Origin of the sequence: Olsenella sp. An285, from assembly GCF_002159625.1 — a bacterium.
Taxonomy (GTDB): Bacteria; Actinomycetota; Coriobacteriia; order Coriobacteriales; family Atopobiaceae; genus Thermophilibacter; species Thermophilibacter avicola.
Map to the genome: position 1 here is coordinate 180,542 of NZ_NFIZ01000004.1, position 15,010 is coordinate 195,551.

General features: G+C 66.0%; 10 protein-coding genes. 5 read left to right on the forward strand and 5 right to left on the reverse strand.

The window, feature by feature from the left end; translation table 11 throughout:
• Positions 1–34: 34 nt before the first annotated feature.
• Positions 35–904 (reverse strand): LysR family transcriptional regulator, encoded by an 870-nt coding sequence (locus B5F79_RS04360; protein WP_087217879.1) that lies wholly within the window; start codon positions 902–904, stop codon positions 35–37.
• An 8-nt stretch (positions 905–912) separates the two neighbouring features.
• Positions 913–1,767, reverse strand: coding sequence for an AraC family transcriptional regulator (locus B5F79_RS04365; protein WP_206391025.1), 855 nt, complete (start codon positions 1,765–1,767; stop codon positions 913–915).
• Between the two features lie 409 nt (positions 1,768–2,176).
• On the opposite strand from B5F79_RS04365, the gene B5F79_RS04370 reads away from it, so the two are divergent.
• The 5 genes from B5F79_RS04370 (at position 2,177) to B5F79_RS04390 (ending at position 8,679) form a co-directional block, all read left to right on the forward strand.
• A complete protein-coding gene (locus B5F79_RS04370; protein ID WP_087217882.1) occupies positions 2,177–3,292 on the forward strand; it encodes an ABC transporter ATP-binding protein in 1,116 nt (371 codons plus the stop codon).
• Positions 3,293–3,310: 18 nt separating this feature from the next.
• The gene (locus B5F79_RS04375; protein WP_087217886.1) at positions 3,311–4,600 is read left to right on the forward strand and encodes an ABC transporter substrate-binding protein; all 1,290 of its coding nucleotides are present in this window, start codon (positions 3,311–3,313) and stop codon (positions 4,598–4,600) included.
• Positions 4,601–4,612: 12 nt separating this feature from the next.
• Positions 4,613–5,482, forward strand: coding sequence for a carbohydrate ABC transporter permease (locus B5F79_RS04380; RefSeq protein WP_087217888.1), 870 nt, complete (start codon positions 4,613–4,615; stop codon positions 5,480–5,482).
• Positions 5,482–6,339, forward strand: a complete 858-nt coding sequence (locus B5F79_RS04385; protein WP_087217891.1) for a carbohydrate ABC transporter permease — start codon at positions 5,482–5,484, stop codon at positions 6,337–6,339. The genes B5F79_RS04380 and B5F79_RS04385 overlap by 1 nt, the downstream gene beginning before the upstream one ends.
• A 150-nt stretch (positions 6,340–6,489) precedes the next feature.
• On the forward strand, positions 6,490–8,679 hold the full coding sequence (locus tag B5F79_RS04390) for an alpha-galactosidase (RefSeq protein WP_087217893.1): 2,190 nt from the start codon (positions 6,490–6,492) through the stop codon (positions 8,677–8,679).
• A gap of 561 nt (positions 8,680–9,240) precedes the next feature.
• Here the strand turns inward: B5F79_RS04390 and B5F79_RS04395 are convergent.
• From B5F79_RS04395 to malQ, 3 genes are all read right to left on the reverse strand, one after another.
• The gene (locus tag B5F79_RS04395) at positions 9,241–10,932 is read right to left on the reverse strand and encodes a glycoside hydrolase family 13 protein (RefSeq protein WP_087217895.1); all 1,692 of its coding nucleotides are present in this window, start codon (positions 10,930–10,932) and stop codon (positions 9,241–9,243) included.
• An 80-nt stretch (positions 10,933–11,012) separates the two neighbouring features.
• Entirely contained in the window at positions 11,013–13,277 is a 2,265-nt protein-coding gene (gene glgP, locus B5F79_RS04400) for a glycogen/starch/alpha-glucan family phosphorylase (protein ID WP_087217897.1), read from the reverse strand.
• A gap of 3 nt (positions 13,278–13,280) precedes the next feature.
• A complete protein-coding gene (malQ, locus tag B5F79_RS04405) occupies positions 13,281–14,819 on the reverse strand; it encodes a 4-alpha-glucanotransferase (protein ID WP_087217900.1) in 1,539 nt (512 codons plus the stop codon).
• Positions 14,820–15,010: the final 191 nt, after the last annotated feature.

Below are 15,010 nucleotides of genomic sequence, written 5' to 3' on the forward strand. Positions count from 1 at the left end.
TTCAGGCACGTCCCCAAGTGTGCAAGCGAGCGGGCTAGCAGAGCTCGCCGAGAAGGGCGACGGCGCGCTCGGCGAGCGGGGAGAGCGTGCGATCTGCCTTCCAGATGACGGCCGCACGGGTCTCGAGGTTCTTCTCGGTGACGGTCTTGATGAAGCAATCTCCCGTGTCGCAGACGGTGAGCAGGGAGCGCGGGACCAGCCCCACGCCCAGGCCGCCAGCGGCGCACGAGCAGACGGTGCGGCAGTCCTGCGCCAGGCATGAGACGGCGAGCGACCCCTCCCGAGCGCCCGGGGCGGCAAGCAGCGACTCTGCGGTGCGCCTGTCGCAGACGATTGGGGAGCCCCTGAGCTCTGCGAGCGAGACCTCGAGCTCGCCCCCGCGCTCGAGCGCGGGCGGCATGACGGCAACGAGGGGCTCGGCCGGGGCGTAGCGGCAGCGCAGGCCCTGGCTGGGGAAGGGCGTGCGCACCACGCCGATCTCGGCGATGCCTCCCGTGACGAGCTCGATGACCTCCGGAACGTCCCCCTCGCGCACGTCGAGCCTCACGTCCGGAAAGCGCGCCGCGAGCTCCTGGAGGCGCGGCCCCGGCGCGAGCCCTGCCGTCGAGGGGCAGCACGCGAGTCGCAGCGTGCCCGTGAGACCTCGACCCACGCTCGACACCTCGTGCTCAGCCGCCGAGGTCATTTCGAGAATCCTCGTGCCCCGCTCGTAGAGGAGCCGCCCCGCCTCGGTGAGGGTGACGCCCCGGGGCCCGCGCCTCACGAGCTGGGTCCCCAGCTCGTTCTCCAGGCGGGCGAGCTCGTGGGAGAGCGGCGGCTGCGAGATGCGCAGACGCCGGGCTGCCGCCGTGATCTGCCCCTCCTCCGCAACGGCCATGAAGTAGCGAAGCTGCCTCAGGTCCATGGCGCCCCCTACACCCGGGCGCTCTGCTTGCGCCACTCGCGGGGGGAGACCCCGTAGATGCCCTTGAAGGCGCGCGAGAAGTGCAGCTGGTTGGGATAGCCAACTGCCTGGCCCACCTCAGCCACCGGCATGGCGGTGAGCTTGAGGAGCTCGGCCGCCTTGGTCATGCGAAAGCCGATGAGGTACTGCTGGGGGGACTTCCCCACGGCGGCCTTGAACACCTTCCCAAAGTAGCTGCGGTTGAGACCGGTCCTGCGGGCGATGTCCTCTATCGAGATGTCACGGGCGTAGTTCTCCTTTATGAAGTTGATGGCCTCGCGGATGTAGAAGTCCTGCAGACGGTTTGCCGCCTGAGCGGGCAGGTGCTCTATGGAGCGCAGGAGGTAGTCGAGGAAGAGGTACGTGTGGCCGATGAGGTGAAGGGGGCTCGCGTCACGGTGCGTCACGAGGTAGCGCATCTCGGCCTCCATGGCGTCGCGCAGCTCGGTGGAGCGGGAGCGATAGATGGGCCGGGAGGGGGAGAGGCCCGCGAGCTCCAGGCTCTCCTTCACGTGAATGCCGTCGAACTCTATCCACACGTACTCCCACGGGTCCTTCATGTCCGCCACGTAGGTGGTCACCTGCTCGGGGAAGATGAGAAAGCCCTCGCCCCCCGTGAGGTCGAAGTCCGTCCGGAGTCCGCTCTCGTCCGTGGACATGAGCGTGCCGTGCCCGGAGATGACGTAGTGGAAGAGGTAGTGCGTCCTGCGGGCGGGGCCGAAGGCGTGCCCGGGCTCGCATGCCTCGCGGCCGTACTGGTAGGGCATGAGGTCGACGAAGTGGCCACTGGGAAACGTTGAGAACTCAAGGTCGTGGGCGGGCACGGCAAGCCTCCTTGTGGGATGGGTCCCATAAGCTGGGAGTTGTCTCATTTGGTGCAGTATAGCACTAATTCGGACATACAAAAAACGATATATTCATCCAAAAATGGTATAAACATGAGAACGGTTACAGAAATCACTGGTCTAGACAACTGTTTTTGACACCCCTTCTGAACTGGGGCGCTAGATTATGAAGAAACCGTTTAGCCGGCCAAATCTCCCGTTCACCGTTTCGAACAATCCGTTCTTCTCGCAAAAACAGCTCAAACAACTGGGAAAAGACGCATAAAAACTAGACATATACCCAAAAACATGAGAAACATCACAAAAATGTCTGTCTAGAATAATCGCAACGTAAGGTGGGGCTCGGGCCGGCACGAGCGTCGGACGGGCAGGGAGAAAGGGTTCGCAAATGGCGAGTCTCTCACTGGAACACGTAGGGAAGAAGTACCCGAACGGCTATGAGGGGGTGAAGGACTTCAACCTCGAGATCGCAGACAAGGAGTTCATCATCTTCGTCGGCCCGTCCGGCTGTGGCAAGTCCACGACGCTGCGCATGATCGCCGGCCTCGAGGACATCACCTCCGGCACCCTCAAGATCGACGGTCGCGTGGTCAACGACGTCGAGCCCAAGGACCGCGACATCGCGATGGTCTTCCAGACCTACGCCCTCTACCCGCACATGACGGTCTACGAGAACATGGCCTTCCCGCTCAAGCTCCGCAAGGTCGACGCCGACACCATCGACAAGGCCGTCCGTGAGGCTGCGCGCATCCTCGACCTCGAGAAGCTCCTCGACCGCAAGCCGTCCGCCCTCTCCGGCGGCCAGCGCCAGCGCGTGGCCATGGGCCGCGCCATCGTCCGCGCCCCCAAGGTCTACCTCATGGACGAGCCTCTCTCCAACCTCGACGCTAAGCTCCGCGTCCAGATGCGCGCGGAGATCTCCAAGCTCCACGACCGCCTTGGCGCCACGATCATCTACGTCACGCACGACCAGACCGAGGCCATGACGCTCGGCACCCGCATCGTCGTCATGAAGGACGGCGTCATGCAGCAGGTGGACACTCCCACCAAGCTCTACAACGAGCCCTGCAACCTCTTCGTGGCCGGCTTCATCGGCTCCCCGCAGATGAACTTCATCGACGTCCAGGTGAGCGAGAAGGGCGCGGGCGTGGCCCTCACCTTTGGCTCCAACACCATCACCCTCACCGGCCCCAAGGCTGACGTGCTCAAGAAGGGCGGCTACGTGGGCAAGGTCGTCGTCATGGGCATCCGCCCGGAGGACGTCGTCGAGGAGCACGAGTACGCCGAGGGCCGCTCCCTCTCCGAGACCTTCCCGGCCAACGTCACGGTCTACGAGCTCCTGGGCTCCGAGGCCATGATCTACGCCGACGTCGACGGAGGCCAGATCTCCGCGCACCTCTCCGCCTCGAGCGCCGTGCGCACCGGTTCCAAGATCAAGTGCGCCGTGGACCTCGCCAAGATCCACCTGTTCGACAAGCAGTCCGAGCTGGCCATCGCCCACTAGGGAAGGAGGGCCTAACCCATGCAGAGAAGATCATTGACGCGTCGGTCGTTCCTCGGGCTCTCGGGCGCCGTGGCCGCGGGGCTTGCGCTCACGGGCTGCGAGGGAGAGCGCTCCGACGGCAGGACCGAGGTCGAGTTCGTCTCGTACAAGCGCGAGGCGGTGAGCATCTTCGAGACGCTCATGGCCGAGTTCAACGAGACCAACGACCACATCTACCTTAACTTCACGAGCCCCAACGACGCCGTCACCATCATGAAGACGCGCTTCGTCCGCGAGGACTACCCCGACGTCGTGGCCATCGGCGGCGACGCCTCCTACGCCGACTTCGTTGACTCCAACATCCTTGCGGACGTCTCCGAGTACCCCGGCATGGCCAAGGTGCAGCCGGCCTACCAGGAGATCATGAAGAGCGTCACCTACGTCCCCATGGACGGCATCTACGGCGTGCCCTACATCGCCAACGCCGCGGGCATGCTCTACAACAAGGACATGTTCGCCGAGAAGGGCTGGGACATCCCGGAGACCTGGGACGAGTTCATCGCCCTGTGCGACCAGATCAAGGCAGAGGGCGAGGTCCTTCCGCTCTACCTCGGCTTCCTCGACACCTGGACGATTCTCTCGCCCTGGAACTCCATGCTCGTGGAGCTCGTCCCGTCCGACCACATCCGCAAGGTCAACGCGGGCGAGGCCAAGTTCGCCGACTACTATCGCGAGCCCGCCGAGAAGCTCCTCAAGCTCCTCGAGTACGCCGAGGACGGCCCCATGGCCTACAGCTACGAGGACGCCTGCACCGCCTTCGCCCGCGGCCAGTCCGCGATGTTCCCCTGCGGATCCTTCGCCGTGCCGCAGATCCTGGGAGCCAACCCCGAGATGAACATCGGCCTCTTTGCCATGCCGGCGTGCGACAACCCGGACGACCGCATCATCGTCTCCGGCGTCGACCTCTGCTGGAACATGACCACGGCCAACGAGGACCATCGCGAAGAGATCTACGAGGTCATCGACTTCCTCAACGAGCCGGAGAACCTCCAGACGTACTGCGACGACCAGAAGGCCATCCCCTGCATCGAGGGCGACTTCACGCTCGACCCGCTCTTCGACGACATCCAGGACTTCCTGGACGAGGGCAAGGTCATCGACTACCCCGACCACTCCTACCCCTCCGGCATGGCGTGCGACGCGCAGCTCCAGGCCTTCCTCATGGACGGGGACGTGGACGCGTTCCTCGCCAACTGGGACAACCTCTGGCAGCGCTACAACAAGACGGTCATCCGCAAGTACGCGGAGTACATGGAGAATCAGGGATAAGGAGGGAAACACATGGCAAGCACCGCTGCATCAAAGGCGGGATCTGACAGGAACCGCACCTTCCTCGCAATCCTGATTCCCGTGCTGATCCTGTTCTGCGCGTTCAACACGGTCCCGCTGCTCACCGGCTTCTTCTACAGCTTCACCGACTCCAAGGGCTACGGCGCCTTCGAGATCGTGGGCATCCAGAACTACATTGACCTGTTCCAAGATGCGCGCGTGGGCAACTCGTACCTGTTCACGTTCAAGATCTCCGTCGTGGCCACCATCCTCGTCAACGTGATCTCGCTCATGCTGGCCATCGGCCTCTCGAGCAAGATCAAGTTCAAGAGCGCCCTGCGCGGCATCTACTTCGTGCCCCGCATCCTCGGCGGCCTCGTCGTCGGCTACGTGTTCAGCTACTTCTTCACCTACATCGTCCCGGCCCTCACCGGCACGACCTCCATGCTGGCGAGCACCGAATGGGCGTGGGTGGCCATCGTCGTGGTCCTCGTGTGGCAGGCCTGTGCGCAGACCACGATCATCTACATCACCGGCCTCTCCTCGGTGCCCGAGGACGTCTACGAGGCGGGCTCGCTTGACGGCGCCACCGGCTGGGACAAGTTCCGCTACCTCACGTTCCCGCTCATCATGCCGTCCATCACCACCAACATGGTGCTCGTGATGAAGGACATGCTCATGACCTTCGACCAGATCGTGGCCATGACCTCCGGCGGCCCGGCGCAGTCCACCGAGTCCATCTCGTACCTCATCTACCAGAACGGCCTCAACAACAGCCAGTTTGGCTTCCAGTGCGCCAACGCCGTGGTCTTCTTCATCGTCATCGCCGTGATCTCCATCGCCCAGACCAAGTTCCTGAACAGTAAGGAGGAGCAGCTCTAATGGCTAACAACACTGTTCCTGCCAAGGTCAAGGAGCGGGTCAACTGGCCCATCACCATCCTGCTCATCGTCGGCCTCATCACCATCATCTTCCCGCTCTATATGGCCGTGGTCATCGCCTTCAAGGACCCGTCCGAGATGACCAACGACATCGCGGGCATCCTGTCGCTGCCCTCCACGTGGTCGCTCGACAACTTCATCGAGGCCATCCAGGTCACCGACTTCGCCCACTCGTTCATGAACTCGCTCATCATCACCGTGGCCGCGGTCGTCATCTCCATCCTCGTCCACAGCCTCGCGGCGTACGCCATCGGGCGCAACATGGACAAGAAGAAGCTCTTCAAGGCGTCCTACTACTTCATCGTGGCCGGCATGTACGTGCCCTTCGCCATTCTGATGATGCCGCTCGTCAAGCAGACCGCCATCCTGCACCTGGACAACATGGTGGGCGTCATGATCCTCTACGTGGTGTTCTACATGCCCATGAACATGATGCTCTACACCGGCTACCTGAGGAACATCCCCACCGCACTCGAGGAGGCCGCCCGCGTTGACGGTGCGTCCACCTGGACCACCTACTGGAAAGTCATCTTCCCGCTCATGAAGCCCATGCACGCCACCGTCGCCGTCATCACCGGCCTGGCCGTGTGGAACGACGTCATGACCCCGCTCGTCATCATGGGCGGCTCCGGCGTCAACACCCTGCCCCTCGCGCAGATGAACTTCCAGACCGCCTTCGCCACGAACTACAACCTGGCCTTCGCCTCCTACCTCCTGGCCATGCTCCCCATGATCATCTTCTACATCGTCGCGCAGAAGCAGATCATCGGCGGCGTCACCAACGGTGCCGTGAAGTAGCCCCAGGCCCTTCTCGACAGGCGTTCGAACGTTCCCCCTGGCGCCCGGAATCCATCCATTTTGTGGTGGGTTCCGGGCGTCCCCCAGACGGCGCCACATGCGCTACACTCTGCCCGGTCTTTCACATAACGAGAGAAAGCGAGGAGCTCGATGCCCCTTTCGTACGATGCCCCCAAGCGCATCTTCACGCTCTCGACGGAGCGCACGACCTATCAGATGAGGGTCGACGAACACGGATACCTTCTTCACCTCTACTACGGCGCTCGAACGTCTGGGGACATGTCCTATCTCGTCACCTATGCTGACAGGAGCGGCATGTGCGGCTGCCCGCACGACGTGGCGGACCGCACCTTCTCGCTCGACGTGCTCCCGCAGGAGTACCCCTTCCAGGGCGAGGGAGACATGAGGAGCCCGCTGCTCATGGTGCGCGGAGCCGACGGCACCTTCGGCTGCGACCTCCGCTTCCGCTCCTATGAGATCCGTGAGGGCAAGTACTCGCTGCCGGGCCTGCCCGCCGTCTACGACGAGAAGGGCGACGGCGCTCAGACCCTCTCGATCACCCTGGCAGATGACCGCCTGGGCCTCGAGGTGGAGCTCCTCTACGGCGTGCTGCCCGCCTGCGACGTCATCACCCGCGCCGCCGTTATCCGCAACGCGGGCGAGGGGCGCATCACCGTGGAGAAGGCGCAGACCGCCTGCCTCGACTTCGTGACCGGGGACTTTGACGTCATCACCTTCGACGGGCGCCACGCCATGGAGCGCCGTCCTTCTCGCCACGCGGTGGGCAACGGCTCCTTCAGCGTGGGCAGCCGCCGCGGCATGTCCTCCAACCAGTACAACCCCGTGATGGTGCTCTGCGACGGCGACGCCACGGAGACCTCCGGCCGCGCCTGGTCCATGAGCTTCGTCTACAGCGGCAGCTTCCTCGCCGAGGTCGAGCGCGACCAGTACGAGCAGACCCGCATGCAGATGGGCCTTGCCTCCGACCTCTTCTCCTACCCGCTCGAGCCCGGCGAGAAGATCGTCGCGCCCGAGGTCATCATGACCTACTCCGGCTCCGGCCTCGAGCGGATCTCCCACAACCTGCACCGCTGCATCCGCGAGCGCGTGTGTCGCGGCCCCTGGCGCGACAGCCCGCGCCCCGTGCTCATCAACTCCTGGGAGGCCTGCTACTTCGACTTCACGGGCGACAAGCTCGTGGAGCTTGCCAAGAAGGCGGCCGACCTCGGGCTCGACATGCTCGTCATGGACGACGGCTGGTTCGGCGCGCGCAACGACGACCACCGCGGCCTAGGCGACTGGCACCCCAACATGGAGAAGCTCGGCGGCACCGTGGCGGACCTCGCGCGCCGCGTGAACGAGGTGGGCCTTGGCTTTGGCATCTGGGTCGAGCCCGAGATGGTGAACGAGGACTCCGACCTCTTCCGCGCGCACCCGGACTGGGCGCTCGCCATCCCCGGCAAGGCGCCGGTGCTGGGCCGCGACCAGCTGGTGCTGGACCTCTCGCGCGCCGAGGTGCGCGACAACCTCTTCGAGCAGCTCTGCGCCGTTCTTGACCAGGGCGGCATCGACTACGTCAAGTGGGACTACAACCGCTCCATCGTGGACGTGCACTCCCGCGTGGCCACGGACCAGGGCAAGGTCCTCTACGACTACATGATCGGCCTCTACGACCTGCTCGAGCGCGTTCGCACGCGCTACCCCGAGCTCCTCATCGAGGGCTGCTCCGCGGGCGGCGGCCGCTTTGACGCCGGCATGCTCTACTACACGCCGCAGATCTGGACTTCGGACAACACGGACGCCCGCAACCGCCTGGAGATCCAGTACGGCACCTCCTTCGGCTACCCGTGCTCCGCGGTGGGCGCGCACGTCTCCGCCTGCCCCAATGAGATCACCGGTCGCACGGTGCCTCTGGGCGCCCGCGGCACCGTTGCCATGGCCGGTGGCGCCTTCGGCTACGAGCTCGACCTCATGGAGCTGAACGAGCGCGCCTGCGAGCACATCCGCACGCAGGTCAAGACCTACCGCGGCATCGAGCACCTGGTTCGCGAGGGCCTCTTCTACCGCCTCACCGACCCCAAGTACTCCGACGTGGCGGCATGGGAGTTCGTCTCCGAGGACGGCTCCGAGGCGCTCGTGTGCGCCGTGGTCACGCGCGTGGACGGCTACGCCAAGGCCAACTACGTCGTGCCGCGCGGCCTCACGCCCGGCGCCACGTACCGCATGGTGAGCAACGGCACCGAGTTCTCCGCAGACGCCCTCATGGACATGGGCCTTCCGCTCACGGTGCCCAACTCGCCGTACGAGAACTTCATGTACCGCTTCGAGCGGGTGGACTAGCTCTTCTCGCATTTTGCGTTCCCCTGGGGCGACGGCGTCTGCATGGCGTGCCGTCGCCCCTTTGCCGCGCGCCGGGGTCCATGCGTAACTCGGACTTTCCGGAGATCCCGGTCTGCGCATGGCGGCTGGCGAGAAGGACAGGGGGCCGTCGCTGGCGACCCCTCGTTCTTCTCGCCCTGCGCCCGCCGTATCGCGCCCGCCGCCCTCATGCCCTCGCCCGCTGCCAGAACTCCCTGCGATTGGGCAACATCCTTGATGCGACGAGTCTCCGATCATCAAAGGTGTCGCCCAAATGCAGGACAATCTTGGCGAGAAGAGCCTGTATGCGTCCCGGGGGACCTCCTGGGACCGACTTTGCATCAAAAGTGTTGCCCAATCGAAGGGGTTTCTCGTACGGGCGGCCTTCTTGGAAGCGCGGACGGAGCCGATTACCCAATCGCGGGGGTTTTCTGCGCGGGAAGCGCCTTCGAGTGCGATGGCGGCCAAGGCGAGAAGGACGGGCCCCCGGACGAGCAGGGGCGTCGTCCGGGGGCCCGGCAGGGGGGGCGGTATCGGAAGCGGTTAGCGCACGACCCAGGCGGTGGCGTCCCGGGGCAGGCGGTCGCCCAGGAGCTCGGCGCTGGCGAGAAGGACCTCGCCCTCGGGAAGCTCGACGGGTGCGTCCCCGAAGTTGGTCACGCTCGTGAGCGTGCGGCCTCCTGCGACGGGCCTGCTGTAGGCGATGACCTGGTCGCCGAAGCCGTGACACCACTCGAGCGAGATGTCGCCCGTCACCGTGAGCGTCTCCGCGCGAAGGGCGAGCGCGCGGCGGTAGAACCAGAGCATCGAGCCGGCGTCGGCCTCCTCTACGTCCACGGCGTGCTCTGCGAACCACGCGGGCTGGGGCAGGTGGGCGCGCTCGTGGTCGTCCGGAGCGGAGAACCCAAAGTCGCCAGAGGGGTCGGTTGCCGCCCAGGGGAGCGGCACGCGGCACCCGTCGCGGCCCTTGATGGCGTCCCCGTGGCTGGACATGAACGCCTCGGGGTCCTCCAGCTCGCCCCAGGGTATGTCCGCGACCTCAAAGAGGCCGAGCTCCTCGCCCTGGTAGAGGTAGACCGACCCGGGAAGGCCCAGCTCCATGAGAAGCGCGGCGCGGGCGCGGCGCGTTCCCAGCTCGCGGTCCTCGAAGTAGGTAGTGCCGTCGCGGAGCAGCCAGTCGGTCACGAGCTGGTGGTGCACCGAGGAGCGCACCTGCGGCAGGCCGTAGCGCGTCGGGTGGCGCGGCATGTCGTGGTTGGAGAGGACCCACGTGGTGGTGGAGCCGGACTGCTCGGCGGCATCGAGCCCCTTCTGGATGGCGGTGCGGAGCTCGTCGGCGAACCAGCCGGCGTTGGAGAGCTGGAAGTTGAAGACCTGCCCCAGCTCCTCAGGAGAGGCGTACATCCACTGGTGCTCGGGCACGACCCAGGCCTCCGCCACGGCAAAGCGCGCCGGCTCGTACTCGTTGAAGACCTGGCGCCACTCGCGGTAGATCTCGTGGACCTCGGGGCGGTCCCAGAGGGGGTTCTCGTCACCGGGCTCGCCCTGGTCGGGGTCGTCCGGCCAGTCGGCGAGCGGGCGGCTCTCCAGGTCCTTGGCCAGCGCGTGCGCCACGTCGATGCGGAAGCCGTCCGCCCCGCGGTCGCTCCAGAAGCGCAGCGTGCGCTTGAAGTCCTCGTGGACGTCAGGGTTCTTCCAGTTGAGGTCCGCCTGCTCAACGGCAAAGAGGTGCAGGTACCACTCGCCGTCCTCCACGCGCTCCCAGGCGGGGCCGCCAAAGGTGGACTTCCAGCCGTTGGGGGGCAGCTCGCCGTGCTCGCCCCTGCCGGGACGGAAGATGTAGCGGTCGCGCTCGGGGGAGCCGGGGCCCGCGGCGAGGGCGGCCTTGAACCACTCGTGCTCGGTGGAGGTGTGGTTGGGGACGATGTCCACCACCACCTTCATCCCCGCCTCGTGAGCGGCGGCCGTCATGGCGTCAAAGTCCTCGAGCGTGCCCAGGCGCGGGTCCACGTTGCGGTAGTCCGCGACGTCGTAGCCGCCGTCCGCGAGCGGCGAGGGGTAGAAGGGGGAGAGCCAGATGGCGTCTATTCCCAGCGACTTGAGGTAGCCCATGCGCGCGGTGACGCCCCGAATGTCGCCGAGGCCGTCTCCGTTCACGTCGTAGAAGCTGCGCGGGTACACCTGGTACACCACCGCCTGCTTCCACCAGTCCGCGCTCAGGTTGTTGCGGGTCATGTCGTTCTCCTTTCAGGTCTGCACAAAGTGGGACGTGCCTCTTTTGTGCAACTATTTGCACGTTTCAGGCACGTCCCGTTTTAGGCAAGGTGCCAGATGTCGCGGTCGTACTCGCGGATGGTTCGGTCGGACGAGAAGAACCCGGACCTTGCGACGTTCACGAGCATCTTCTGAGCCCAGGCACCACGATCCTCGTAGTCCGCCAGGCAGCGCTCCTTGACGGTCACGTAGTCGCGGGCATCGAGCAGCGCCATGAACCAGTCCTTGGCAATAAAGTCCCGGTAGACGCGGGTGAGGCATCCCGCGTCGCCGCGGGCGAGAAGCTCGGGCGACACGATGAGGTCCAGGACCTCGGAGAGCTCGCCGTCCGCCTGCCAGACGCCCCAGGGCCGGTAGTCGCCGCTCTCGTAGAGGCCGATGACGTCCTCGGAGGACCGGCCGAAGAGGTAGATGTTCTCGCGTCCCACGAGCTCGGCGATCTCCACGTTGGCACCGTCGAGCGTGCCGAGCGTCACGGCCCCGTTTGCCATGAACTTCATGTTGGACGTGCCGCTCGCCTCCTTGGAGGCAAGCGAGATCTGCTCGGAGACGTCCGCAGCCGGGATGAGGTGCTCGGCCGCCGTGACGTTGTAGTTCTCGACGAAGACCAGCTTCAGCCAAGGCGCGACCTCGGGGTCGTCCCCAAAGAGTCGACCTAGGGCCAGGAGCAGGGCAATCGTGTCCTTGGCCAGCGCATACGCGGGGGCCGCCTTGGCGCCGAAGACCATGGTGAGCGGTCGGTTGGGAACGTTTCCACGCTTGATCTGAAGATACTTCCAGATGGCGTACAGGGCGTTCATCTGCTGTCGCTTGTACTGGTGCATGCGCTTGACCTGGACGTCGAAGACCGAGTGCGGGTCTACCTCGACGTTCTTCTCGGCCTTGAGCCATGTGGCGAGCGAGAACTTGTTGCGCTGCTTGATGTCGAGGAGGCCGCGCACGAAGGAGCCGTCGTCGCGCAGGGCCAGGAGCTCTTCGAGGCGGCTCGCGTCGCGCTTCCAACCGTCGCCGATGGCCGCGGTGATGTGGTCTGCCAGGGGCTGGTTGCAGCCCATGACCCAGCGGCGGAAGGTGATGCCGTTGGTCTTGTTGGAGAACTTCTCCGGGTAGAGCTCGGCAAAGGGGCGCAGCTCCGAGGTCACGAGAATCTGAGTGTGGAGCGCGGCCACGCCGTTCACGGCATGGGAGAAGTGCACGTCCATGTTTGCCATGTGCACGACGTCCGCGGCGTCGACGATGGCAACGGCATCGTTGGCGCAGCGCGTGCGTGCGAGCGCGTCGAGCTGGCGAATCACGGGCGCGATGCCGGGCGCCACGCGCTCGATGTACCACATGGGCCAGGTCTCGAGGGCCTCCGCCAGGATGGTGTGGTTGGTGTAGGCGCAGGTGCGCTCCACGATGCCCGCCGCGTCCTCGAAGGCCACGCCGCGCTCCACGAGAAGGCGCACGAGCTCGGGGATGACCATGGAGGGGTGCGTGTCGTTGATGTGCACCGCCACGTGCCGGTCGAGCTCCTCCGGGGCAATGCCGCGCTCCTCGAGCTCCGCCAGGATGAGCTGCGCGCCGGCCGAGACCATGAAGTACTGCTGGTAGACGCGCAGGAGCCGTCCCGCCTCGTCGGAGTCGTCCGGGTAGAGGAAGCTCGTGAGGCAGCTGCGGACGTCGCCCTTGTCAAAGGCGATCCCGTGCTCGGGCGCGGGCGCGGGGTCCGCGACGTCAAACAGGTGCAGGCGGTTCACGGTGCCGTTGTCGTACCCGGGGACCTCGATGTCGTACATCCTCGCCTCGAGGTCGCCAAACCCAAAGGGCACAGAGAAGGACCTCTGCGCGTCGACGAGCCAGGAGTCCGGGGCGATCCACGGGTTGGGCTCCTCGCGCTGGACGCCCTCGGAGAGGTCCTGGCGGAAGAGGCCGTAGTGGTAGTTGAGGCCCACGCCGTCGCCGGGCAGCCCGAGCGAGGCGATGGAGTCGAGGAAGCAGGCGGCGAGCCTGCCCAGGCCCCCGTTGCCGAGCGAGGGCTCGGGCTCGCAGTCCTCCACCTCGGCGAGCGAGGTTCCGCGCTCGGCGAGAAGCGCCTCGACCTCGTCAACGAGGCCCAGGTTGATGAGGTTGGCGCGCAGCAGCCTCCCCACCAGGAACTCGGCGGAGAAGTAGTAGAGCTTGCGGTCGCCCGCGGCGGGCTTCATCTCGAGCTCGAGGTCACGCGTCGCCCGCAGGAGCGCGCAGAAGAGTTGCTGCTTGCTGGCGGCCTCGAGCGAGGTCCCCATGTCGGCGAGGGCGTTGCCCAGCCTTCTCTTGAAGTCCATCTCTCAGTCCTCCTTGTCCTTCTCGGCGGCGACTTGACAAAGGGACTGTCCCTCTGTCAAGGGCAGGCGGTGGTAGAGCTCCATCTGGCGGTGCACGCGCGCGGCGAGCTCGTCGGAGTCAAAGCCGGGCAGGGCGCGCCAGAGCCAGTTCTTCCCCAGGGTCGAGGGCGTGTTGATGCGCGCCTCGCTGCCAAGGCCCAGGAGGTCCTGCATCTGCACCACGGCGAGGTCCGCCGCGCTTGCCCAGATGGCGCGCATCATGCCCCAGCCCTCGCCCTCGGCGGGGTCCAGGTGGAGGTACTCGCGCGCGAGGGCGGCGTCCTCCGCGGGCGCGGTCTCGAGCCATCCGAGCGCGGTGTCGTTGTCGTGCGTGCCGACGTAGGCCACGCAGTTGGTGGGGTAGCGGTAGGGCAGGTACGCGCTGCCGGTGCCGTCGCGCGTGTCGAATGCGAACTCGAGGACCCGCATGCCGGGAAAGCCCGAGTCCTCCAGCAGCTGGTAGACAGAGGGAGTGAGGTATCCCAGGTCCTCGGCCACGATGTCGCAGCGGCCCTCGCGCTCCTCCAGGGCGCGGAAGAGCTCGATGCCGGGGCCCTTGCGCCACCGGCCGCCCGCCGCCGTCTTGGCGCCCGCGGGGATGGCGAAGTACGAGTCGAAGCCGCGGAAGTGGTCGATGCGCAGGATGTCGTAGAGCTTGAGCTGGAAGGAGATGCGCTCGCACCACCAGGCGTACCCCTCGTCCCTCATGCGGTCCCAGGTGAAGAGCGGGTTGCCCCACAGCTGGCCGATGTCGGAGAACCCGTCGGGCGGCACGCCGGCGATCTCGCGGGGCCTGAGGTCGTCGTCCAGCTGGAACTGCTCGGGACGGCTCCAGACGTCTGCGCTGTCCTCGGCAACGTAGAAGGGGAGGTCTCCCATGATGCGCACGCCGCACTCGGTGGCGTAGGAGCGCAGGCGCCCCCACTGCCGGAAGAAGAGGCACTGGACGCCCTGCCAGAAGCGGACCTCCTCGTCCAGCTCGAGCCTGGCCTCGGCGATGGCGCGGGTGCGCCTGAGGCGAAGGTCGTCCTCCCACTCCGTCCACGGGGCGCCGCCGTGGCGCTCCTTGATCGCCATGAAGAGGGCGTAGTCGTTGAGCCAGGAGCCCTCCACGTCGCAGAAGCGGTCGAGGTCGGCGGCGTTGGTGATGCCAAAGCGGCGCACCGCCTTGCGCAGCACGTCAAAGCGCTGCCGGTAGAGCCTGCCGTAGTCCACGCGCTCCGGGTCGTCGCCCCAGTCGATACCCTCGTAGTCCGCGGGGTCGAGCAGACCCTCGGCGGCGAGGTCGTCGAGGTCTATCAGGTACGGGTTTCCGGCGTAGGTGGAGAAGGACTGGTAGGGGGAGTCCCCGTAGCTCGTGGGCACGATGGGGAGGACCTGCCAGACCGAGACCCCCGCCCTCACGAGGAAGTCAACGAACAATCGGGCCTCTTTGCCCATGGTCCCCACGCCCCAGGGGGAGGGGAGGGAGGTCACGGGCATCAGGACGCCGGAGCTTCTCATGCGCGCGTTCCTTTCTCTTGACGGCTCATGCCTTGCCAGCTCTTGTCGAGCTGATTGCTGTTCTGCGCGCGGTCGGTCGCGGCGCCCGGTGGCCCCTCGGTCCCTGCGGGCGCTGCGTCAGACGGCGCGCACGCTCTCGCGCTCGACGAGCTCGTAGGGCACGAGCTCGTGCACCGCTGCCGCGCCCCCCC

Excerpts from the sequence above, each read along its gene's own strand:
- B5F79_RS04360 (WP_087217879.1), bottom strand. The coding sequence starts at position 904 with ATGGACCTGAGGCAGCTTCGCTACTTCATGGCCGTTGCGGAGGAGGGG.
- B5F79_RS04370 (WP_087217882.1), top strand. The coding sequence starts at position 2,177 with ATGGCGAGTCTCTCACTGGAACACGTAGGGAAGAAGTACCCGAACGGC.
- B5F79_RS04375 (WP_087217886.1), top strand. The coding sequence starts at position 3,311 with ATGCAGAGAAGATCATTGACGCGTCGGTCGTTCCTCGGGCTCTCGGGC.
- B5F79_RS04380 (WP_087217888.1), top strand. The coding sequence starts at position 4,613 with ATGGCAAGCACCGCTGCATCAAAGGCGGGATCTGACAGGAACCGCACC.
- B5F79_RS04385 (WP_087217891.1), top strand. The coding sequence starts at position 5,482 with ATGGCTAACAACACTGTTCCTGCCAAGGTCAAGGAGCGGGTCAACTGG.
- B5F79_RS04390 (WP_087217893.1), top strand. The coding sequence starts at position 6,490 with ATGCCCCTTTCGTACGATGCCCCCAAGCGCATCTTCACGCTCTCGACG.
- B5F79_RS04395 (WP_087217895.1), bottom strand. The coding sequence starts at position 10,932 with ATGACCCGCAACAACCTGAGCGCGGACTGGTGGAAGCAGGCGGTGGTG.
- glgP (WP_087217897.1), bottom strand. The coding sequence starts at position 13,277 with ATGGACTTCAAGAGAAGGCTGGGCAACGCCCTCGCCGACATGGGGACC.
- malQ (WP_087217900.1), bottom strand. The coding sequence starts at position 14,819 with ATGAGAAGCTCCGGCGTCCTGATGCCCGTGACCTCCCTCCCCTCCCCC.